This window comes from Trichlorobacter sp., from assembly GCF_030247655.1.
GTDB lineage: Bacteria > Desulfobacterota > Desulfuromonadia > Geobacterales > Pseudopelobacteraceae > Trichlorobacter.
Window position 1 is genome coordinate 1 of record NZ_JAOTRZ010000036.1, and the last position, 21286, is coordinate 21286.

General features: G+C 53.3%; 15 protein-coding genes and 1 pseudogene. 6 read left to right on the forward strand and 10 right to left on the reverse strand.

What is annotated here, in order from left to right; all coding sequences use genetic code 11:
* The 3 genes from uvrA to glmU form a co-directional block, all read right to left on the reverse strand.
* The coding region (gene uvrA / locus OEL57_RS05175; RefSeq protein WP_300738048.1) for an excinuclease ABC subunit UvrA at positions 1-2560 on the reverse strand (2560 nt) is incomplete at its 3' end.
* Between the two features lie 489 nt (positions 2561-3049).
* Positions 3050-5158: an EAL domain-containing response regulator gene (locus OEL57_RS05180; RefSeq protein WP_300738051.1), complete on the reverse strand. Its 2109-nt coding sequence runs from the start codon at positions 5156-5158 to the stop codon at positions 3050-3052.
* Positions 5151-6533 carry a bifunctional UDP-N-acetylglucosamine diphosphorylase/glucosamine-1-phosphate N-acetyltransferase GlmU gene (glmU, locus tag OEL57_RS05185; protein ID WP_300738054.1) on the reverse strand — a complete coding sequence of 461 codons (1383 nt, stop codon included), beginning with the start codon at positions 6531-6533 and terminating at the stop codon, positions 5151-5153. The genes OEL57_RS05180 and glmU overlap by 8 nt, the downstream gene beginning before the upstream one ends.
* Positions 6534-6682: 149 nt before the next feature.
* Between glmU and OEL57_RS05190 the strand changes: the two genes are divergently transcribed.
* The 4 genes from OEL57_RS05190 (at position 6683) to OEL57_RS05205 (ending at position 12920) form a co-directional block, all read left to right on the forward strand.
* The gene (locus tag OEL57_RS05190) at positions 6683-7255 is read left to right on the forward strand and encodes an MXAN_5187 C-terminal domain-containing protein (RefSeq protein ID WP_300738057.1); all 573 of its coding nucleotides are present in this window, start codon (positions 6683-6685) and stop codon (positions 7253-7255) included.
* A 79-nt stretch (positions 7256-7334) separates the two neighbouring features.
* On the forward strand, positions 7335-10769 hold the full coding sequence (gene mfd, locus OEL57_RS05195; RefSeq protein ID WP_300738060.1) for a transcription-repair coupling factor: 3435 nt from the start codon (positions 7335-7337) through the stop codon (positions 10767-10769).
* Between the two features lie 103 nt (positions 10770-10872).
* Positions 10873-11784 carry a peptidylprolyl isomerase gene (locus tag OEL57_RS05200; RefSeq protein ID WP_300738063.1) on the forward strand — a complete coding sequence of 304 codons (912 nt, stop codon included), beginning with the start codon at positions 10873-10875 and terminating at the stop codon, positions 11782-11784.
* Positions 11785-11849: 65 nt separating this feature from the next.
* On the forward strand, positions 11850-12920 hold the full coding sequence (locus OEL57_RS05205) for a peptidylprolyl isomerase (RefSeq protein ID WP_300738066.1): 1071 nt from the start codon (positions 11850-11852) through the stop codon (positions 12918-12920).
* Positions 12921-13008: 88 nt separating this feature from the next.
* Here OEL57_RS05205 and OEL57_RS05210 read toward each other — a convergent pair whose 3' ends face one another.
* The 6 genes from OEL57_RS05210 to cobO all read right to left on the reverse strand — a co-directional run bounded on the left by OEL57_RS05210 (position 13009) and on the right by cobO (position 17483).
* A complete protein-coding gene (locus OEL57_RS05210; protein ID WP_300738069.1) occupies positions 13009-13758 on the reverse strand; it encodes a response regulator in 750 nt (249 codons plus the stop codon).
* Positions 13755-14492 carry a tetratricopeptide repeat protein gene (locus OEL57_RS05215; protein ID WP_300738072.1) on the reverse strand — a complete coding sequence of 246 codons (738 nt, stop codon included), beginning with the start codon at positions 14490-14492 and terminating at the stop codon, positions 13755-13757. The genes OEL57_RS05210 and OEL57_RS05215 overlap by 4 nt, the downstream gene beginning before the upstream one ends.
* A 40-nt stretch (positions 14493-14532) precedes the next feature.
* Positions 14533-15972 (reverse strand): lytic transglycosylase domain-containing protein, encoded by a 1440-nt coding sequence (locus OEL57_RS05220; protein WP_300738075.1) that lies wholly within the window; start codon positions 15970-15972, stop codon positions 14533-14535.
* Positions 15973-16128: 156 nt separating this feature from the next.
* Positions 16129-16440 (reverse strand): YtxH domain-containing protein, encoded by a 312-nt coding sequence (locus OEL57_RS05225; RefSeq protein ID WP_300738077.1) that lies wholly within the window; start codon positions 16438-16440, stop codon positions 16129-16131.
* Between the two features lie 2 nt (positions 16441-16442).
* Positions 16443-16841 (reverse strand): DUF948 domain-containing protein, encoded by a 399-nt coding sequence (locus OEL57_RS05230; RefSeq protein WP_300738079.1) that lies wholly within the window; start codon positions 16839-16841, stop codon positions 16443-16445.
* A gap of 96 nt (positions 16842-16937) precedes the next feature.
* Positions 16938-17483, reverse strand: a complete 546-nt coding sequence (cobO, locus tag OEL57_RS05235; protein WP_300738081.1) for a cob(I)yrinic acid a,c-diamide adenosyltransferase — start codon at positions 17481-17483, stop codon at positions 16938-16940.
* 152 nt (positions 17484-17635) lie between these two features.
* On the opposite strand from cobO, the gene OEL57_RS05240 reads away from it, so the two are divergent.
* Complete coding sequence (locus OEL57_RS05240) at positions 17636-20614, forward strand: NAD-glutamate dehydrogenase domain-containing protein (protein WP_300738083.1); 2979 nt, start codon at positions 17636-17638, stop codon at positions 20612-20614.
* Between the two features lie 120 nt (positions 20615-20734).
* Entirely contained in the window at positions 20735-20989 is a 255-nt protein-coding gene (locus OEL57_RS05245; RefSeq protein ID WP_300738086.1) for a YtxH domain-containing protein, read from the forward strand.
* Between the two features lie 108 nt (positions 20990-21097).
* Here OEL57_RS05245 and OEL57_RS05250 read toward each other — a convergent pair.
* Positions 21098-21286, reverse strand: a pseudogene (locus tag OEL57_RS05250) (hypothetical protein); the annotation flags it as partial.

Below are 21286 nucleotides of genomic sequence, written 5' to 3' on the forward strand. Positions count from 1 at the left end.
AGTAAATGGTGCGGCCGGTGGCTCGTTTTGAAAGTTCTTTTGATAACTTGACCCGCTGCGCCTCACCGCCTGAAAGCGTAGTAGCGGCCTGCCCCAGGGTGATATAGCCCAGGCCAACCTCCACCAGTGTTTTGAGCTTGTTTTTGATACGCGGAATCGCCCCCAGAAACTCCAGCGCCTGCTCAACGGTCAGGTTCAGCACATCGGCAATGGATTTGCCTTTGTAGAGTACCTCCAGGGTCTCACGGTTGTAGCGAGCCCCCTTACAAACATCACACTGCACATAGACATCCGGCAGGAAGTGCATCTCAATCTTGAGGATACCGTCGCCGGAGCAGGCCTCGCAGCGCCCCCCTTTAACGTTAAAGGAGTAGCGGCCCGGCTTGTAGCCACGCACCTTTGATTCCGGCAGATTGGAAAACAGATCGCGGATATCGCTGAACACACCGGTGTAGGTGGCCGGGTTACTGCGGGGGGTGCGACCGATGGGGGACTGGTCAATGTTAATCACCTTGTCCAGATGCTCCAGACCAAGGATATCCTTGACTGCGCCGGCCTTTTCACGGCTACGGTAGAGCCGTTGCGACAGCACCTTGTGCAGGGTGTCGATAATCAGGGTGGATTTGCCGGAACCGGAGACGCCGGTGACACAGGTCATCACCCCCAGCGGGATCTCCACATCAACCCCTTTCAGATTGTTCTCGCTGGCCCCTTTGATGGTGATGCTCCGCTCAAAACTGCGCCGTTTCTTTGGCACCGGTAGGGTCAGCTCGCCGGAGAGGTAACGACCGGTCAGGGAGGCAGGATTGGCCATGATCTCTTTGGGGGTGCCCTGGGCAACCACTTCACCGCCATGTACCCCGGCGCCCGGCCCCATATCCAGCACATAATCGGCAGCCAGGATGGTATCTTCGTCATGCTCAACCACCAGCACGGTGTTGCCGATATCCCGCAGGTGGCGCAGGGTGGTCAGCAGCCGGTCATTATCCCGCTGGTGCAGGCCGATAGACGGTTCATCCAGGATATACAGCACCCCCACCAGACTAGAGCCGATCTGGGTTGCCAGCCGGATCCGCTGGCCTTCGCCACCGGAAAGGGTGCCGGAGGTGCGGTCCAGCGAAAGGTAATCCAGCCCGACATTAACCAGAAAGCCCAGCCGCTCGTTGATCTCCTTCAGGATACGGCGGGCGATCTCCTGGTCCTTGTCAGAGAGCTGCAGATGATTAAAAAACTGCTGGCAATCGCGGATTGAAAGGGCTGTAACCTGCTGGATGTTCTGTCCACCCACCAGAATATGCAGCGCCTCCGGCTTCAAGCGGGCGCCGTTGCAGGTGGGACAGGGCATAACATTCATATAAGGGGCCAGCTCTTCGCGGATCATCTCTGATTCGGTCTCGCGGTAGCGCCGCTCCAGATTGGTCAGCACCCCTTCAAATTCCTTCTTGTAGGTGTGGCGCTTGCCGCGATCATCCTCCCACCAGAATTCAATCTGCTCGCCAGCGGTCCCTTCCAGAATCACCCGTTGCACAGGTTCAGCCAACTCCTGAAACGGCGTATTCAGATCAAAACGGTAGGCGCGGGACAGCGCATCCAGAATCATTTGATGAAAAGGGGAGCCCAGCCGTTTTTCCCAGGGCGCAATCGCCCCTTCGCGGATGGAGAGCAGCGGGTTGGGAATCACCAGCTCTGCATCAAAGTACATCCGGGTTCCCAGACCGGTACAATCCGGGCAGGCGCCATAGGGGTTGTTGAAGGAGAACATGCGCGGCGCGATCTCAGGATAGGAGATACCACACTCAATACAAGCCAGCTTCTCCGAGAAGATGATCGGCTTTTTCTCCCCCACCACCTCCACCTTGACGATCCCCTCAGCATGGCCCAGAGCGGTTTCCAGCGAATCAGCCAGGCGACGGCTGATCCCCTCCTTCACCACCAGACGATCCACCACGATGTCGATATCGTGTTTTTTCTTCTTATCCAGCTCGATCTCTTCGGCCAGCTCTCGCTGCTGCCCATCAATTACGACCCTGGTAAAGCCTTCCTTGCGCAGCTGCTGCAGCTCTTTCTTATACTCACCCTTGCGGCCACGGATCATTGGTGACAACAATAGGATTTTACTCCCCTCCGGCAGGGTCATGATCCGGTCCACCATCTGGGAGACGGTCTGGGCCGTGATCGGTTTGCCGCAGCTATGGCAGTGGGGCTGCCCAATCCGGGCAAACAGCAGACGCAGATAATCGTAAACCTCTGTGACGGTGCCGACAGTGGAACGGGGGTTCTTTGAGGTGGTTTTCTGCTCAATGGAGATGGCCGGGGAGAGCCCTTCAATCGACTCCACATCCGGCTTTTCCATCTGCTCCAGGAACTGTCGGGCATAGGCGGAGAGGGATTCCACATAGCGACGCTGCCCTTCAGCATAGATAGTATCAAAGGCCAGGGTAGACTTGCCGGAGCCGGACAGGCCGGTGATCACCACCAACTGATCGCGGGGAATAGTGACATCAATACATTTGAGGTTGTGCTCGTTGGCACCTTTAATGATGATCTGGTTATGCTGCATAACTATCCTGTCCTATCGATTCAACGCTGCCAGATACGAAGAGAATTCACCGTCATTCGTGATCCAGAACAATGCCAGAGTGATATCAGGCCAACATACTCGTTGTACAGCTCCTGATCTCTCCGCTTACAGACTCAAAAAAGGTGTCATCTTCAGCAACCACTTCTCCCTGCCCGGAACGCAGTTCATACCAACCCCGTTCCACCGAGTCCCAAAATTGCTGCTGTTCGTCAACGTAACGCACATACATCCTGATTGAGTCACGCACCACATCCTGTTCAGAACGACCTGTAAGACGTGAAATCCTCTTCAGATCCTGTCCGTCAGCTTCCTCAAGCCGGAGCCCTGATTGACAGGTTTAGCCATACCGCACCCCCTGATACCATTGGTATCATAAATATATAGCATTTAGAAAGATGGCAAGAAAATACCCCCGGAGCTGTGAGCACCGGGGGTACGGAAACGGCGACTGAAATCATGATGCATGATTCAAAATTTTATTCCGTTACGCAGCAACGCCTCGGCTGCTGCAGCGGCAAGGGGCTTGCTGAACAGAAAACCCTGTATCTCGCGGCAACCATAGCTTTTCAGCAGCTCAAGCTGATCATGGTCTTCAACCCCTTCGGCGGTTACCTCCATCTTAAGGGTATGGGCCATGTCGATAATAATTTTAGCAATGGCACGGTCATCAGGGTTGGTAATAATATCCCGCACAAAGGAGCGGTCGATCTTAAGCCTGCCCAAGGGGAAGTTCTTCAGATAGGCCAGGGATGAGTAACCGGTGCCAAAGTCATCAATAGAGAGACTGCATCCCATACCGGAAAGTGCCTGCAGTAGTTGCTGATTCTCTGCAGCATTGCGCATCAGGATGCTTTCGGTCAGCTCAAGCTCCAGCCAGCTTGCACCAAGTCCGGTCTCCAGCAGGATTGATGCTACCACCTGATCAAGCTTGGTCCGAAACTGCTTGCCCGAGAGATTAACCGCCATGCGGATCGGCGGCAGCCCTGCATCCTGCCAGGACTTGGCCTGACGGCAGGCGGTGCGGATCACCCACTCACCAATGGAAAGGATCAGGCCGGTCTCTTCTGCCAACGGAATAAATTTGTCCGGCGAAATCATACCCAGGTCAGGATGACGCCAGCGTAGCAGCGCCTCAAACCCGATGATGGACCGCTCCACCACATCCACCTGGGCCTGATAGAACAGCTCAAACTCGTCCCGTTCCAAAGCGCGGCGTAATGAGCTTTCCAGTACCATCCGCTCCATCACCTTGACATTCAGGTCGCTGGAAAAAAACTGAAAGTTGTTACGATCCATATCCTTGGCCTGGTACATAGCCAGATCGGCATGTTTCAACAAGGTATGAACATCGGCTCCATCGGTGGGATAGACCGCCACGCCGATGCTGGCAGTCAGGTACAGCTCCTGCTCTTCAATCACAAAGGGCTCTGAGATAATTGCCAGTATCTTGCTGGCAGCACTACTGACACCATCTTCATCAGCAACAATACTTAAGACAACAACAAATTCATCTCCACCAACCCTGGCCAGGGTATCGCTTTCGCGGACACAGACCCGCAATCGCTCAGCCACAGTGCGCAGCAGCTGATCGCCTGCCTTATGACCAAGGGATTCATTAACCCCTTTAAAACGGTCCAGATCCAACAGCAGCACCCCGACACTGCCTTGCATCCGTACCGATTGCACAATAGCCTGCTGCAGGCGATCATGCATCAGGTTGCGGTTGGGCAGGCCGGTCAGGGCATCGTAATTGGCGAGGTGATGAATTTCCTGCTCAGCCTTAGTCCTGTCCGTAACATCCAGCAGGGTACCCACAAGCAGTTCTGGACGTCCGGCAGTGTCAAGCTCCAGCTCTGCCTGGCTGGCCACCACAATTTCATCCCCGCTGCAGGTGGCAATTCGAAAGGTCAGATCAAGACAGCGACCTGACTCAATGGTAACGGCCAAGGCTTTTCTGACAACAGGGATATCTGCCGGATTAACCTGCTGGTACAGCCATTCTGGTGAGACCTGAGGAGTGGCCTTTGTGTAGCCTAAAATGGAAAACAGCTCTGGCGAAAAATAGAGTTCATTGGTCTGCAGGCTCCACTCCCAACTGCCGATCCGGGCGATCCGCTGGGCGCGGGAGAGCCGTAACTCACTCTGGCTCAAAGCCTGTTCAGCCTGTTGCAGTCGCTGTTTTACCTGTGCCTCTTGCAGGGTACGTGACACCACCACCGGCAACCGATCCAGCAAGGCAGTATCCTTGACCACAAAATCACTGGCACCATGCTTGATCATCTGCACCGCAAGGTTTGAATCATCCCGCCCGGTGACCACAACAAATGGGACCTGAGAACCCTGGGCATTCATTGCAGCAATAAACGCCTCACCGGTCATATCCGGCAGGGTATAGTCCAACAGCACCAGACTGGCAGGATGGGTGGCAAGCCAGGCCAGAGCAGCAGCGCCACTGGATGCCGTATAACACTGATACCCCTCTTCACGCAGGGTACCGGCTACCAGTTCACCAAACGGGATATTATCCTCAACCACCAGGATAATGCCGCTGGTTATGTGGCCATCAGAATCAGGCATTCTCGCTCTTTTTCAGGCACCAGCCATCCTTGTTAACCTGCGGAGTACGGGCGATGGCAAGGGAATCAGGCGGTACATCCCGGGTCACCGTGGTGCCGGCGGCGATCAGGGAGTTTGCCCCTACCGTAACGGGAGCCACCAGTTGCACATCACTCCCCACAAAGACACCATCACCAATCACGGTCTTGTGCTTACGCTTACCATCATAATTGCAGGTAATGGTACCGCAGCCGATATTCACCTCTTTACCCACCTCGGCATCCCCCAGATAGGTCAGATGCGATGCCTTGGAACCGACCCCCATCACCACTTTTTTGGTTTCTACAAAATTACCGATTTTCACATGGGCCTGCAATACCGACCCCGGCCGCAGATGGGCCATGGGACCAATGGAAACATCTTCTGAAACCTGCGCTTCAGAAAGTACACTACCAACCTTGAGATGCACCCGGTCAGCAATGGTACAGTCCGTAACCTGCACATTGCTCTCCAGCTCACAACCGGAACCGATGGTTGTGTTGCCACGCAGGACACAGCCAGGCCAGATAACCGTGTCGCTACCCACCCGTACACCGGCATCAACATAGGTTTGATCAGGATCAACCAGAGTCACCCCGGACAGCATCAGCTGCAGATTGATCCGCTTACGTAAAATCCTGGCAGCATGGGCCAGTTGCACCCGATCATTAACCCCCATGATCTCATCAGAGTCATCAGCCACCACCGCACTACAGCCAGCATGTTCTGCCACGGCAATGCCCACCAGATCAGTCAGATAATATTCATTTTGGGCGTTTTCACTACCCAGGCGACCGATATGCGCTCTCAGAAAGTTAAGATCCATGCAGTAGATCCCACTATTTACCTCATCAATGGCCTGTTCTTCAGGGCTGGCATCTTTCTGTTCAACAATCCGCCGTACCCGGCCTTCACTGTCCCTGACGATCCTGCCGTAACCAAACGGCCTGTCCAACTTTGCCGTCAATACGGTCACTGCAGCTCCTGCAGCGGTATGCTCGTCAGTCAGGCGCTGCAAGGTAGCACCCGTCAACAAAGGGGTATCGCCACACAGGATCAAAACAGACCCGGTCAGACCATCCAACTGCGACAGCGAGCAGGAAACGGCATGTCCGGTACCCAGCTGTTCCTCCTGCAGGGCGATCCTTATATGGGTGTCAGCAGAAAAGCACTCCTGCACCTGATCCGCCTGATGACCGGCAACAACCACGATCTGATCAGCCCCTGCCTCTCTGGCTGCAGCAAGGGGCCAGCCCAGCATCGGCCTGCCTGCCAACTCATGCAGAACCTTAACCAGGCTTGATTTCATACGGGTTCCCTTGCCTGCTGCAAGTATCAACGCTGCGCTTACTGACATAGACGCACTCCAAAGTGAGGTTTATCTTACATTTTATAGCTGCCAGCACCGGTAGCGTCAAGCTCTTATCGGCATAATTACTTTACAGCACCAGCATTTCACCCTATAGTTTTCAGGCTCTAAAAACCACCGTTTTCACGAAGAGATTTATGGGAATTGCCGAAGATCTGCTCATACTTGAAACCCGCCTGCGAGAGCTGATCACCAGCTACGAGCAATATTTTATCGGACTGGAAAAGCGGGAGCCGCTTAAACTGGCAGAAGAAGTAGAGAAACTGGTTCGCCGTTATGCTGGTACCCCGATCAACAACACGATGTACAAACACCGCTACAACAATCTGGTGGCACGGCTCAACACCTATCGTCAGCAGTGGAACCGCATCCTGCGGGAGATAGAAGAAGGACGTTATTCCCGTGACCGTTTCAAGGCGGCCTTACACAAATCCGGAACCTCACCCAAACCTTCGTCACCTAAAGTTGAAGAGTCCAACCAGCACCAGAGGGAACTTGATCGGGTCTATGCCGAGCTGGTTGAAGCCCGCCGCAACTGTCATCTGCCAGTTGATGGCATGAGCCGCGAACAGTTGGCAGCCACACTTGACAAACAACGCCCCCTGCTTTCCCAAAAACTGGGCACCAGTGACATTCAGTTCCGGGTTGTGGTTGAGGGGGGAAAGCCCAAGATCAAGGCCGGTACAAAACACAAGACATCCCACGAATAAACCTGGTCCCATCACAACTATGTCCCCACAAACCACATTTTCACCGCATATACCAGCCCTGACGCAGCTGGTAGAACAAATGAACCAAGGCCTGAAGCAGGCAACACTCTGCGGACTGGTCGGCTCAAGCCCTGCCCTGGCAGTTGCAGAGCTTTCCCGGCTTCTCCCACGCCAGATTGTTGTCATAGCTGCTGATCAGACCGCTGCCGATGAACTGACCCGGGAACTCCTGTTTTTCAACGCAGTTAACGTCAGCCCGTTTCCAACCTGGGATGTCACTCCGTTTGAAGCGGCCTCGCCTCACCCTGATATCAGTGGTGCCCGTCTGGAAACACTGCAACACCTGCTGCAAGGCACCCCTAGCACCCTTGTCATACCGGTAACAGCCCTGATGCAGCGGGTTATCCCCCGTTCAGCCCTGGACGGAGCATCCTGTTCCATTAAACCTGGCGATGAACCGGACCGTGATGCCCTGCTGGAGAGCCTCGTCCGAATGGGCTACAGCAACTGTCCTCTGGTTGAAGAACGGGGAAGCTTTGCCGTACGGGGCGGGATTCTTGATATCTTTCCACCCAGTTTACCCCGACCGGTCCGAATTGAATTTTTTGGTGATACCGTAGAAACCCTGCGCAGCTTTGATCCGCTGAATCAACGATCGCTGGAACCGCTCACCAGCCTGACCCTGCTTCCGTCACGAGAGTTGGTACTTTCTCCGGCAGCATTGCAGGAGTTTATACCGCGCCTCAAGACACGGGCAGACCAGTTGGATATTCCTGCTGACCGCCGTCGCCAGTTAGTGACAGAGTTGCAAAGTGCAGGCTATCCGGCTGGCGTTGAATTTCTTCAACCCTTCTTTCATCCTGACCTGGAACTGTTTACCAGTTACCTGCAAGATCCTCTGTTAGTACTATTGGAGCCGGACCTGATCAATCAGGCTATCCAGCAACAACCGCTGGAGATTGCCAATGGTGCAGGTAAGGCGGCGGCTGAAGAGAGGCTGCACCCGGAACCAGACCAGCTGTATCTGACACCGGATGAACTACATCAGGCGCTTGTCCCTCACCAGCAGATTGTCTGCAGACGATTGGCTGTCACCGGGGAGACGGAAACCAGCCTGTTTCAAACCAGATCCGAAGACAACACAGATCTGCGGATCAGTATGGCGCGGGATCAACAACATCTGCTCGGACCACTGGTGGAGCGCCTGAAACAATGGCGTGCTGCTGGATGGCGCACCCTGGTGGTCTGCCATCACCCCAGTCAGGCAGAACGGCTGCAGGAACTACTTACCCCCTACGATATCAGCTGTGCCCTCACTGACACCGAACTATTCGGCTCTGAAATATCGATCTGCAGCGCTGACCTGCTGCTGGCAGTCGGCGACCTGTCCCGTGGTTTCCGGCTGCCGGGTTCAAAGCTTGCGGTCATAGCCGAGGAAGAACTGTTCGGCAAGCGGACCCGCCGCAAGAGCGGTGTCACGGCTCTGCGCACCAAACAGATCCTGGCTTCGCTGGCAGAACTGAAGCCGGGTGATGCCATGGTGCACGTTGAGCATGGTATCGGCATCTACCGTGGTCTGCAGCACCTGAAGACCGGGGCCGTAGAAGGTGATTTCCTGCTGTTGGAGTATGCTGGCAACGACAAGCTCTATCTACCGATTGACCGGTTGGGGTTGGTGCAACGCTATGCCGGTGGCGAAGGGGCCACACCATCACCAGCCAAACTGGGTGGAGCTGGCTGGGAAAAGACCCGCAGCAAAGCACGTAAAAACATTGAAGAGCTGGCCGCTGAACTGTTGGAGGTCTACGCCAAGCGTCAGGCCAGCCAAGGTTACAGCTTCTCTCCTCCGGACGAGATGTACCGAGAATTTGAGGCCACCTTCCCCTGGGAGGAAACCCCGGACCAACTTTCAGCCATACAGGATGTGCTGGGAGATATGCAGCACTCCCGTCCCATGGACCGCCTGGTCTGTGGTGATGTGGGCTACGGCAAGACAGAAGTTGCGCTACGGGCAGCCTTCAAGGCGGTACTGGACGGCAAGCAGGTGGCGTTACTGGTTCCCACCACCATCCTGGCGTCACAGCATTTTGAGACCTTCAGTAACCGCCTGAAGGACTATCCGGTTTCCCTTGAGATGCTCTCCCGATTCCGCACTGCCAAAGAGCAGAAAGAATCGCTGGAGCGACTGAAAAACGGCAAGCTGGATATCATCATCGGCACCCATCGTCTGCTGCAGAAGGACGTGGTCTTTAAGGATCTTGGCCTGTTGATTGTGGATGAGGAACAGCGCTTCGGAGTGAAGGACAAGGAGCGGCTTAAATCCTACCGGGCCAACGTGGATATCATGACCCTGACAGCCACGCCGATCCCCCGTACCCTGCACCTCTCCATGCTGGGTATCCGCGACCTTTCCATCATCGACACCCCGCCGGTTGACCGTCAGGCGATCAAGACCGTGGTGGCACGGGATACCGATGACTTGATCAGAGATGCAATCACCCGGGAACTGGAGCGGGGTGGGCAGGTATTTTATGTCCACAATCGGGTCCACTCCATCGGCATTGTGGCAGAGCGGTTACGCCAGCTGGTGCCACAGGCACGGATCAGCGTGGCCCACGGTCAGATGGAAGAAAAAGCGCTGGAAAAGGTGATGTTGAGCTTCATGCATGGCGAGAGTGATCTGCTGTTGACCACCACCATCATTGAATCAGGGCTTGATATCCCCCGCGCCAACACCATGCTGGTGGATCGTGCCGATACCTTTGGCCTTTCACAACTGTACCAATTGCGTGGCCGGATTGGTCGTTCCACGGTAAAAAGCTATGCTTATCTGCTGATCCCCGGCGCTGGCAGCATCACCCAGGACGCCCGGGAACGTTTGAAGATCATACAGGATATTTCTGAACTTGGGGCCGGCTTCCGGATTGCCACCCATGACCTGGAGCTGCGCGGCGCTGGCGATATGCTGGGGCCACGCCAGTCCGGCACCGCAGCAGATATCGGTTTTGAGTTGTATACCCAGATGCTTGAAGAGGCGATCGCCGGGCTGAAAGGCGAAGACCTTGAAGAACGCTGTGAACCGGAGATCAATCTTGCCATTGCCGCCTTTATCCCTGAAACCTACATCCCGGACACCAACCAGCGGCTGGTACTCTACAAACGCCTGGTCCAGGCCGAATCAAATGAAGAGGTGACCGAGGTAATCAGCGAGATGCATGACCGTTATGGCCGCCCGCCTCTTGCTGCCCAGACACTGGCTCGGATCATGGAACTACGCATCAGGCTCAAGCAGCTAAAGGTTCTGAAGGTTGATGCTGACGCCAAACGAATCTGTCTGGGCTTCCACCCCAGGACAACCGTCAGCCCGGACGCCCTGATCAACCTGATCCGCACTGAACCGGCCACCTACCAGTTTACCCCTGATCACCGTTTGCTGGTGAATCTGCCACCAAACAGCACTAACGCAGACACCCTTGATGCCCTGAGCTCCACACTCACGCTGCTTGGTGCATAGCCTGAACCGCTCTGCTGAACAGGACCTTGCAACCGGTTGGCAAGCTATGGTAGATTCTTAAAGATTCATCAACCCTTTCTCATATCAAAAAGGAGTCCTCATCGTGAACATCCGCACTTTTCTTAGCGTAACCGTTGCCGTCGTTGCCACCGCAGGTCTGGTTGCCTGTCAGGGAGGCGGCTCCAGTAGTAACTCAACTGCCAGCAAGGATGCCAAGGTTATTGCAACCGTCAACGGCGCAAAAATCACCAGCGAAGATTTTAATCGTGAAGTCCAGGCACTGCCGGAATATATCCGGGCCATGGCAGACACACCACAGGGCAAGAAAGAGATGATCGACACCCTGGTAATGCGTGAGCTGATCCTGCAGCAAGCAGCTAAGGATGGCGTTGACAAAGGCAAGGACATTGAAGAAAAACTTGCTGAATTGAAGAAACGGATCGTTGTTGACACCTATCTTAAGAAAAAGGTGGAAACTGAATCCAAGATCAGCGACGAAGAGCTGAAGAAGTTTTACGAGCAGAATCTGGACAAATTCAAGTCCGGCGAGCAGATCCGCGCCAGCCATATTCTGGTAAAAAATGAGCAGGAAGCACAGACTATCCTTGATCAGCTGAAAAAAGGTGGCAATTTCGAGGAACTGGCAAAATCAAAGTCTGCAGACTCATCCGCTGCCAAAGGCGGTGACCTTGGCTGGTTCGGTAAAGGCAATATGGTTCCCGCCTTTGAAAAGGCAGCCATGGCTCTGAAGGAAGGGCAGCTGTCCGGCATCGTCAAGAGTGACTTCGGCTACCATATCATCAAGCTGACCGGTAAGCGGGCGGCGGGTACCCGTCCTTTTGATGAGGTAAAAGAGCAGATCAAGGGTGCCATCATGCCCCAAAAGCAGCAGCAGGTATTCATGAAGCTGAAAGAGGACCTGAAAAAAGGTGCTAAAATTGAAATAACAGAGACTCAAACACCAGCTCCGGCTGCCAAACCAGCTGCACCGGCTGCAGCTTCTGACAAAAAATAATCAGCTATCAACCTGATCTGAACCGGGCATCCTGGTGGTTGCCCGGTTCATTTTCTGAGGTATCCATGAATCACCTTCGCCTATTTGTTCCTGCCTCGCTATTGGCCACTTTTCTTCTGGCCGGTTGCGCCTCTACGCCTGATGTCGTATCTGATACGGCCAACAAGCAAATGCCACCACCCCTGATCGTCCATGAACTGCCGCCACTACCAGCCGGAGCCAAGCGGATTAACGGGATTGCAGCCATTGTTAACGATGATATCATCACCTTCCGTGATGTGTTGCGTGAATCACAACCGGTAATTCTCGATGCCCAGAAAAAAGGGCTGGTTGATGACAAGGCACGTCATGAACTGCGGCTCAAGGTACTTGATCGTCTGATTGAAAAGCTGTTGACCGAACAGAAGGTCAAGGAGCTGGGGATCAGGATTGGTGATGATGAGATCCGTCAGGCCATTGATGATGTCAAGCGTCAGAATAACAACATGTCCCAGAGCCAGTTGGAAGCAGCACTCAAGACACAGGGCTACACCTTTACCCAGTATGAAGCCCAGATCCGTGAACAGCTTGAGCGACTTCGGCTGGTGAGCATGGAGGTCCGTGCAAAGGTATATGTGGGTGAAAAGGAAGCAGAGCAGTACTACACGGCCCACCAGGACAAATATGCGGAAGAAGAAACATTTAAAGCCCGCCACATCTTCATCAAGATAGATGAAAAGGCTCCTGCCGATCAGATTCAGCAGGCGATGAATAAAGCCCTGAAAGTTTTGTTTGAGGCACGTCAAGGTAAAGACTTTATTGCACTGGCCAAAGAGTATTCCGACGACCCTGCAGCCAAGAAGGATGGCGGTGATCTGGGTACTTTTAAGCGGGGAGAGATGCTTGCCGATTTGGAAAAGGCGATTCTGCCCCTGAAACCCGGTGAGGTTGGTGAACTGGTTAATACCCCCTCCGGTCTGCATATTGTCAAACTGGATGAACGCTCTACCGGAAAAGTAAAACCATTTGAAACCGTCAAAGCAGAGATTAAAGAGCTACTGTACCGCCAGAAACAGGATGAACGCTTCGGTTCGTGGATGAAGGAATTACGGACAAAGGCGAGTGTTGTGATTAAAGACGGAGCAGGTATTATTTAGCCTTATCTTAGACAGCCAAACCACAGACAAAACTGCCCCGGTAACCTTAAGGATACCGGGGCAGTTTTTATATCAATGAGAAACAAGCTTAAGCGCGATTACGCAGGTACTTAAGAAACTCTTCCTGACTCAGCTGTTTTTTACTGACCAGGTGGGCCATTTCACGACTCATAGCCTTCTTTTCACCCTCTTTCAGCTCATCCTTGAGTAGCACAAAAAACGGCATATTGTGGCTATAGGGAAACAGACGGAATTTTTCCAACAGCTCAAAAGCCGACATGTCCGGCAACATCAGATTACTGAACGACAGATACTTGGGATGCAGCGAGACCAGCGCCAAGGCCTCTTTGCCGGTATACCCCTTAACCACCTCAAAACCAACCGACTCAAGCAACTTGGAGAGTTTCTCCTCACCGGAGCGGGATACCACAAGCGCTTGCAGATCCCAGGTTTCTGCCTCTTCTGTCAAACCATACACCGCAAGACGTTCTGACAGGTAATGCTCATCCACAGGAAGGGTAAAAAAGCCGGCAACCGGAAACACGCCACCCACTTTCCCTTTTTCACTGAGAAACACCGGAAGCACCGGGATGTTCCGGCAGGTAGGGTCACTCTTGATCTGCAACAAAAGTCCCCAACCATCCAGAGAGTGAGGAGAAATATCCAGCACAATTCCCAATGGTCGCTCTGAACCTATCTGTGCAACGTCCGCCAGACGAGACCGGTATCCGGCTGCGGCCAGATAGTCCCGAATGATCTCGTCACGCCCCTGATCAGGAGCGACCCCCATAATCCAGAGTTCAGGAACCTGACCTGACTGAGGCGTGACGCTGCTCATCGCCGCACCGTCATCCGCTTCTGCATCCGCCCACCCATGGCGGCCATCTGATGTTTCTGCAACTGCCCAAGGCTCTCCAGATGAAACTGATACCAGGGATCGCCAAAAGCACGCATTTTCATCTTACGCCCGGCCTGCAGGTGCTCCAGATTCTCCACCAGATGGGTATCACCAGGCAGCTTTTTAAGACCCTTTTCCAGCACCGCAATCGCTTTTGATTTCTCGCCGCACTCCTCTGCCAGACAGTAGGCATACAAGTTCCAGAGCAAGGACTCCTTACCGTTCCACTGGACAGCCTTGTCAAAGGTTTTTGCCATCTTGTCCCGCTTCTGGCGCTTCATGTAGCAGATGGCCAGCATTCCCATGGCAGCCCAGTTTTTAAAGAAAGATTTCTCCAGGTAGGGAAAGGCATTGGAAAAATCACGACGGATATAATAGGCCATACCGATCTGGGAATTGATCTGGTCCGTAACATACAGTTGCCAGGAACCAAAACGTAACGCCTCTTTCATCTCACGGATAGCTTTTTCAAAACGCTGTCCTTGCAGATCTTTACCGGCCTGTTCAAGGATAGTCATCAGTTTTGTGCTGATGTAGCGGGAGAGAAAGAAGAAGGCGACACAGAAAACCACCAGGCCGATCAGCAGCGAGCCCCACCAGGCCAGCTTGAATCCCAGCATAGCTACAAGTAAAACAACCACCCCAAGGGCAGCACAGATCAAAATCGAATACATGCGGGGAAACCTCTTTGTAGGATAGAAGATGGGGTGATGGTCACCCTTTGGTGTTCACATTCTTTTCTGTTTTGGCAACAACCAGGCGCTTACCCGGTTTGAGTGCTACAGCATGTTTCAAATTGTTCCAGGCAGCAAGAACCTTTACCGGGACCTTAAAACGACGAGACAGGGAATGGAGCGTATCTCCCTTGCGTACCGTGTAATACTGAGCTGCAGCTGCCTCTATTTTTGCCGTCTCACGCCGGCCCTCCTGAGCAAAATTGACTGGTTGTTTTACCGGAATGATCAGGGTACGCCCTGCTATACGCTCCTTTATTCCCAGACCGTTCAACTCGGCAAGTTCCCCGGCAGAGCTGCCAAATCGGCGGGCAAGCTGTTTAAGGTTGTCCTTGCGGGTTGCAGTATACCTGCTGTAGAGATTCTTTTCGCTAAAGTGCTGTTCAGCTGGTATGCTAGTCAGCCCCTGTGCAAATCGGACCGAGGTCCCCTTGGGGATCTTCAATTCGTAATCAGGGTAGTTGGGAGGGGTGCACCAGTGACGTAAAGCAGGATTCAACTCTTTGATGCTCTGATAGGTAGTACCGGTCAAACGTGCGACCAGTTCAAGGTCGGTACGCCCCTTCACCGTCACGGTATCATATTCAACCACCGGCACCGTAGCTATTTCAGTAAAGCCATAACGAGCCGGGTCTTTGGCAATAATGGCGGCAGCCAGCAGCTTGGGAACATATTCCTTGGTTTCACGCTTCAGGTATGACCCTTTGGACAGCTCCCAAAAATCGCTGGTATCATATTTGTCAATGGCCCGAAAGATCTTGTTCTCACCGGCATTGTAGCCAGCTGCAGCCAGATACCAGTCATTATTAAACATGCTGTACAGATCCTTAAGATACATGGCAGCAGCCATGGTGGCCTTCACCGGATCCTTACGCTCATCAATCCATTGATCTATCCGTAGCGAGTAGCGGCGTCCGGTCGCAGACATAAACTGCCATGGGCCGACTGCATTGGCCCATGAACGGGCATGCAGCTGAAAACCACTTTCAATCATTGCCATATAGACCAGCTCATCCGGCAGCCCCTCCTTGCGGAGGATCTCCTTCATCATAGGCAGATAACGGGTTGAGCGGGAAAGCCAACGGGCATAGGTACCACGCCCCCTGGTCTGAAAAAATGTTATGAAGTGGCTTACCTTGTCATTCATGGCAAGCGGCACATCAGCTGCTGGTTCATCATCCGGCAGCGTAAGGTCTGCAAGCGTCTGATCACCATCCTTCAACTCTTCAAGGGTAAACAGTGCTGAAACATCATCATGCAGTGTGCCGGCCTGACGTTGCGGCAAGCCTTCTGAAGCCTTATCAGGAGCGGAAAGGTGCGGCTGAACCAGCTCATTCAATAACGACTGAGTAGGCTCAGCTGCTGTTGCGGCACCAATCATCGCAGCAAGCAGCGCTATGGCAAGTAACCATGATTTCATAGACTGGAGACACCTCTCCCATAACAGAGCAAAAGATGCGGCATTATAGACGTTCCGACCCCCAATGTCAAACACACATAAAACTTTGATTTTACACAAAAAAAGCGGACCCATCAATGATGAGCCCGCCTGTTACGCTACCACCTGAGTGGCTACTCAGACACCCAGTTTCTCTTTTTCTTTCTGAATCGCGTCACGACCGGCCTCGATGGCAGAAGACAGAATTGACTTCTTCTCCATGATGGTCTCCTTGCCCTCTTCCAGGGTGGCCTTGATTTTATCTTGGGCCTCCTTGGCATATTCCTTGATCTTGTCTACGGCGTCGTCGGTCAGATCACCAATTTGATCCCGCATTTCACGTCCGCTCTTGGGTGCATACAGAAGCGCCAAACCTGCTCCAAGTGCTGCACCTGCCAGAAATGAAACCAATACGGTGCTTGCGGATACTCCGTTGTCATCTTGTGCCATGGTCATACTCCTTTCATCTTACGTTTAAGATAGTTTTCAAGCAGGTACGTACCGGCAACCTTGACACCGGTTGCCACTGCGCCAGCCTGATTCAACAGCCCGGCTACCACTCCTACGGAACGGTTAATGGTTGTAATCTGGGCACCGGTTTCCCCCAGGGCAGACATGAATTTTTTAACATCATCGGTGTGTTCAGCAACACCGCCACCCACTGTTTTCAACTCTGCCAGGACCTCGTTCAGCTCCTTAATCGTAGGCTTGAGCTCATTGGTCAGCAGGTCAGCCAATGCCGAGACCGACTGGGCCGTCTGCCTGACGCTCTGGATGGCAGGAATAAGAAACAATACCAGTACAGCAACAGAAATGGCAGCTATCAGGGCTGCAACAATACCAAGAGACATCTTGATTACTCCTTTCAGCTCACAAGTCTTGACTCAGTATACCTGATCTATCCGGTTACGCAAGCACGCCTGTACGGAATCATTCAGACGTCTGACTCACATTTCAATACCGGTGCGGGCTGGCACGCCGGACTGATAGTAATGCTTCACCTCTCGCATCTCCGTCACCAGATCAGCGGCCTGTACCACCCGTTGATCAGCATTACGACCGGTCAGCACCAGCTCAACCCGCTCAGGCTTGATCCGAATCAGATCCAGCACCTGCTCAACATCAATCAGACCAAATCCGACTGCTCCGTTAATCTCATCACAGACAAACAGATCATACTCACCGGAAATCAATGCATTCTGAGCCCGTAATAACGCCTCTTGAGCCAGACGGCGATCTTCAGTCGTATCCTTCGTATTAACCCAGCCGGGACGACCGGTCTGAATAACGGTAAAATCAGGCGCCAACCTATCAGCAATCAACTGTTCACCATAGGGCCCGCCCCCCTTGATAAACTGAAAAAAACAGACCTTCAGCCCCCTGCCCAGCGCCCGTAAAGACAAGCCAAGGGCAGCAGTTGTCTTGCCTTTTCCATTACCGGTGTAGACCTGAACACAGCCTCGCTCCAGACCTATATGCTGGTGTTCCTTCATATCTCTGTCTCCTGTACCGCAACCGTTCAGCTTACAACAAGCCGTTAAAGTATACGCTTGGCATCTAAGCGGGGTCAAGACCCCACTTCCCGTCTTGCCCTATCATAAATTGAAGGTATACTTGCCACCAATTCACATCTACCGGAGGCACCATGCAGCTCTCACAAGCCATGCGCACCGCTTGCCGCACCGCAAGCACAGTTGCGCGTCAAAATGCCTGCTGGCTGCAGGAGCAGATGTCCCCTTATTTTTTCCAGGCCCTTGCTGATGAGCCAGAGGCATTGGGAACCCTTGTCCGTGAGATGACGTTGTTGCAGCATAACCGTCACCTGATTCTGGCAGACCGGGACAAGAGCTTGATTATAGCCTGTGTGGACGAGCCTGGCTCACTCTTTAACAGCCTGCAACGGGTGGGCGACAGAGACCTGTCCTATGCTATGTTTTCCCATTCCCGCAATCCGATGCCGGGCATGTCCCAGGAACTGGAGGTGCAACGATTTGAATTTGACTGCAAACCCAATGCAGCCATCATAGATCAGACGTCACCACCTGTACCGGCCAGCCTGAAACGTTGCATCGTCAGCGAATTGGCACATATTGCCCCTGACCTGCCACGCCAGGCCGCGGACAAACTGCTGACCATTCTCTGGCGGAACAACCCTGAACAGGTCAGGATGTCGCCACCACAGCGGACCGCCTGGCTGATCTGGCTCTTTGAACGGGGTAACGCCAGCGGCGGCTTGTTTCTGGACCTGCGCAACGTCGAACATACCGGCATCAAAGAGACAAGGCTCCTGTTTGCCGTAGGTAACCCGCCGCAGGACGATTTTCTGCTGCAGCTGGTTGAGGTATTCAACCGTCTGAATATCGGCATCCGCCGAGCTTATTGCCTGACCATCACCAACGGCATTCATCCCTCTTTTCTGGGCACTTTTTTTATCCGGCACCGCGGCGGTCAGGAGCTGCTACCTGAAACCACACTGGCCAGACAGCTCCAGCAGGAGCTTTGCAATACACAGATTCTTGACAATCGTTGTCACACCTATCGCGAATGGGTGACTGAAGGTATCATGTCAGGTGATGATGCGGCACTGGTTAACGCCTTTGTGGCATTTTGTCACACCAATCTGGCCCACAACCGGCCTGATCGTTTTGGACTGGAGGATGTACAAAGCGCCTTCCATGCCCACCCGGAAATGGCAATGCAACTGTTACAGCTTTTCAGGGCACGATTTGACCCGGCCTTAAAAGATCGGGACACCGTTTATCAGGCCCGGCTAAAAGAAGTAACCCACCTGATCCAGGATTACAACACCGGCCACCGCTGGCTGGATGAGATCAGACAAACCGTCTATCGCTGCTGTCTGCTGTTTATCAGCCACACCCTGAAGACCAACTTCTTTGTCATTGAGAAACAGGCCCTTGCCTTCCGGCTTGACCCAACCTACCTGCGCCAACTCGGGTCTGAATTCACCGCAGACCTACCAGAAACGCTTCCGTTCAGGGTCACCTTCTTCTTCAGCCGCTTTGGACACGGTTACCATATCGGCTTCTCAGACATTGCCCGGGGTGGCTGGCGCACCGTTATCGCCCGCAATCAGGATGACGCTATTACTGCTGCCAACGCGCTTTTCCGTGAAGTCTATGTCCTGGCCCACACCCAGCATCTGAAGAACAAGGACATCTACGAAGGTGGTTCAAAAATGGTGCTGGTCATGGATGCGTCGGGCCTTGAGCAAAGCGGTCCGGGACACGAAAACAGCCGCCTCTATAAACTTCAGTACGGCATCACCAACGCCTTTCTTGACATCTTCATCACCGACAACGGCACAGTCCGGGACCAGCGCGTAGTCGACTACTATGGTGATGACGAACCGATTGAAATCGGACCAGACGAAAACATGCACGATGGCATGATTGAGGCGATCGCATCCCTCTCCCGTAAGCGCGGCTATCTACTGGGGGTCGGCATTATCTCCAGCAAGCGGTTCGGGATTAATCACAAAGAATACGGCGTTACCTCCACCGGCGTGATGACCTTTGCTGAAGTGGTTATGGCTGAGCAGGGAATTGACATTCATCAAGCTCCATTCAGCATCAAATTGACCGGCGGACCTGGTGGTGATGTGGCAGGCAACTGCCTGCGTATTCTGCTTGACGACTGCCCCAAAGCCAGGATTGTGCTAGTGCTTGATGGTACGGCAGCAGCCTTTGATCCCAACGGACTTGACCGGAATGAGCTCAAACGGATCACCCTGCAGCAGGACCTGGATGGATTTGATTCAACCCTGCTTGGCCCAGGCGGCCTGATGATCTTCCGCACCGGCAAACGGATGGAAGGTTTGCGGGAACTGCATCGCAAGGTAGAACGATTGGCTGATGGCACGTTGCTGGAGAGCTGGGTTGCGCTGGATGATTTTTACCGGGAATACGCCAGCCTGATCTTCACGGTTGAAGCAGATCTTTTCATTCCTGCCGGCGGTCGGCCCGAAACCATTGACGGACAAAACTGGCAGGAGTTTCTGAAACCTGATGGGACTCCGTCAGCACCAGTGATTATTGAGGGGGCCAACTCATTCATCACCCCCCAGGCCCGCCAACAGCTGCAAAAAGCGGGCGTTATCCTGATGCGGGATGCTTCAGCCAACAAGTGCGGGGTAATCTCCTCTTCCTACGAGATCATCGCCAACCTGTTGCTCACAGAAAAAGAGTTTCTGGCCAACAAAGAGCGCTATGTCCATGATGTGCTGAAGATACTGAAAAAGCGTGCCTCAGACGAGGCACGTCTGATTCTGCGCCGTTGGCATGAAGCTGCAGGCAGTCAGAGTTATACCGAAATATCTGACCTGATCAGCCAGAACATCAACAGTTTTTATCACCGTCTGTTCCAGTTCTTTACATCACGCCCGGAGCTATGCCTTAAACCACCCTATAAAGCGGCACTGCTACGACATCTGCCGCAGCTTTTGCAGACTGAGTCACGCTTTCGTCACCGGGTCAGCAGGCTGCCAAGCAAATATCTGGCAGCTATTCTGGCTGCTGAAATCGGAGCGTCACTGGTCTACACCAGCAATCGCGATGAAGATTTTGAGGAGATGATCCGACGCCATCTGGCACGGGTTAGCGCTTGAGAAACAGCTGTTTTTCTTCTTTCTCTGAAAAGGCTACCTGTGCTACAAAGATAGTTACTATCGTAGCAATTTATCGGATGAATTGAACTAGCTACTCTATCTCATAGAAGGAGAATAACCATGTCCCGTTCAAATGATCATGCTATCACAACCACCCTTCTGGCTCTTGCTTCTGGTGCCCTGATGGGTGCTGCTGCCGCGCTCCTGCTTGCTCCTGCACCAGGAAAAGAGACCCGGCGCAAACTGGTAGACCTGACCGATGATGCTGGCAAGAGGATAAAAAACTACAGCAAAGAAACCCGCCACAAGATGGGTGGCTGGTGTAAAGGCAAAGGTGAAGACCTTCAGTACGATGGTGGCGACGCCTGGATTTAACCTTTTTGTAATAGTCAGCAACCTGCTTCGACGTATCTCGTGACACGCAAAAGGCCCCTGTCTCTCAAAAGAGACAGGGCCTTTCCTTTCAACGTTCATCCACTAAGACTACTTCTTGGCGGCAGCCTTTTTCTTGGCTGCTTTTTTCTTTACTGCCTTCTTAACCGGTTTGACAGGCTGCTGGTCAGCATCAGCCTTAAAGTTTGGAATCTCTTCAAAAGTTGCCTCTATACGACGGTTCTGGGTACGGCCTTCAGCTGTGGCATTATCAGCAACCGGCTTGGACTCACCATACCC

What these genes read in the sequence shown, in the direction of transcription:
- OEL57_RS05180 (WP_300738051.1), bottom strand. Translation starts at nt 5,158, where the DNA reads ATGCCTGATTCTGATGGCCACATAACCAGCGGCATTATCCTGGTGGTT.
- glmU (WP_300738054.1), bottom strand. Translation starts at nt 6,533, where the DNA reads ATGTCAGTAAGCGCAGCGTTGATACTTGCAGCAGGCAAGGGAACCCGT.
- OEL57_RS05190 (WP_300738057.1), top strand. Translation starts at nt 6,683, where the DNA reads ATGGGAATTGCCGAAGATCTGCTCATACTTGAAACCCGCCTGCGAGAG.
- mfd (WP_300738060.1), top strand. Translation starts at nt 7,335, where the DNA reads ATGAACCAAGGCCTGAAGCAGGCAACACTCTGCGGACTGGTCGGCTCA.
- OEL57_RS05205 (WP_300738066.1), top strand. Translation starts at nt 11,850, where the DNA reads ATGAATCACCTTCGCCTATTTGTTCCTGCCTCGCTATTGGCCACTTTT.
- OEL57_RS05210 (WP_300738069.1), bottom strand. Translation starts at nt 13,758, where the DNA reads ATGAGCAGCGTCACGCCTCAGTCAGGTCAGGTTCCTGAACTCTGGATT.
- OEL57_RS05215 (WP_300738072.1), bottom strand. Translation starts at nt 14,492, where the DNA reads ATGTATTCGATTTTGATCTGTGCTGCCCTTGGGGTGGTTGTTTTACTT.
- OEL57_RS05220 (WP_300738075.1), bottom strand. Translation starts at nt 15,972, where the DNA reads ATGAAATCATGGTTACTTGCCATAGCGCTGCTTGCTGCGATGATTGGT.
- OEL57_RS05225 (WP_300738077.1), bottom strand. Translation starts at nt 16,440, where the DNA reads ATGGCACAAGATGACAACGGAGTATCCGCAAGCACCGTATTGGTTTCA.
- OEL57_RS05230 (WP_300738079.1), bottom strand. Translation starts at nt 16,841, where the DNA reads ATGTCTCTTGGTATTGTTGCAGCCCTGATAGCTGCCATTTCTGTTGCT.
- cobO (WP_300738081.1), bottom strand. Translation starts at nt 17,483, where the DNA reads ATGAAGGAACACCAGCATATAGGTCTGGAGCGAGGCTGTGTTCAGGTC.
- OEL57_RS05240 (WP_300738083.1), top strand. Translation starts at nt 17,636, where the DNA reads ATGCAGCTCTCACAAGCCATGCGCACCGCTTGCCGCACCGCAAGCACA.
- OEL57_RS05245 (WP_300738086.1), top strand. Translation starts at nt 20,735, where the DNA reads ATGTCCCGTTCAAATGATCATGCTATCACAACCACCCTTCTGGCTCTT.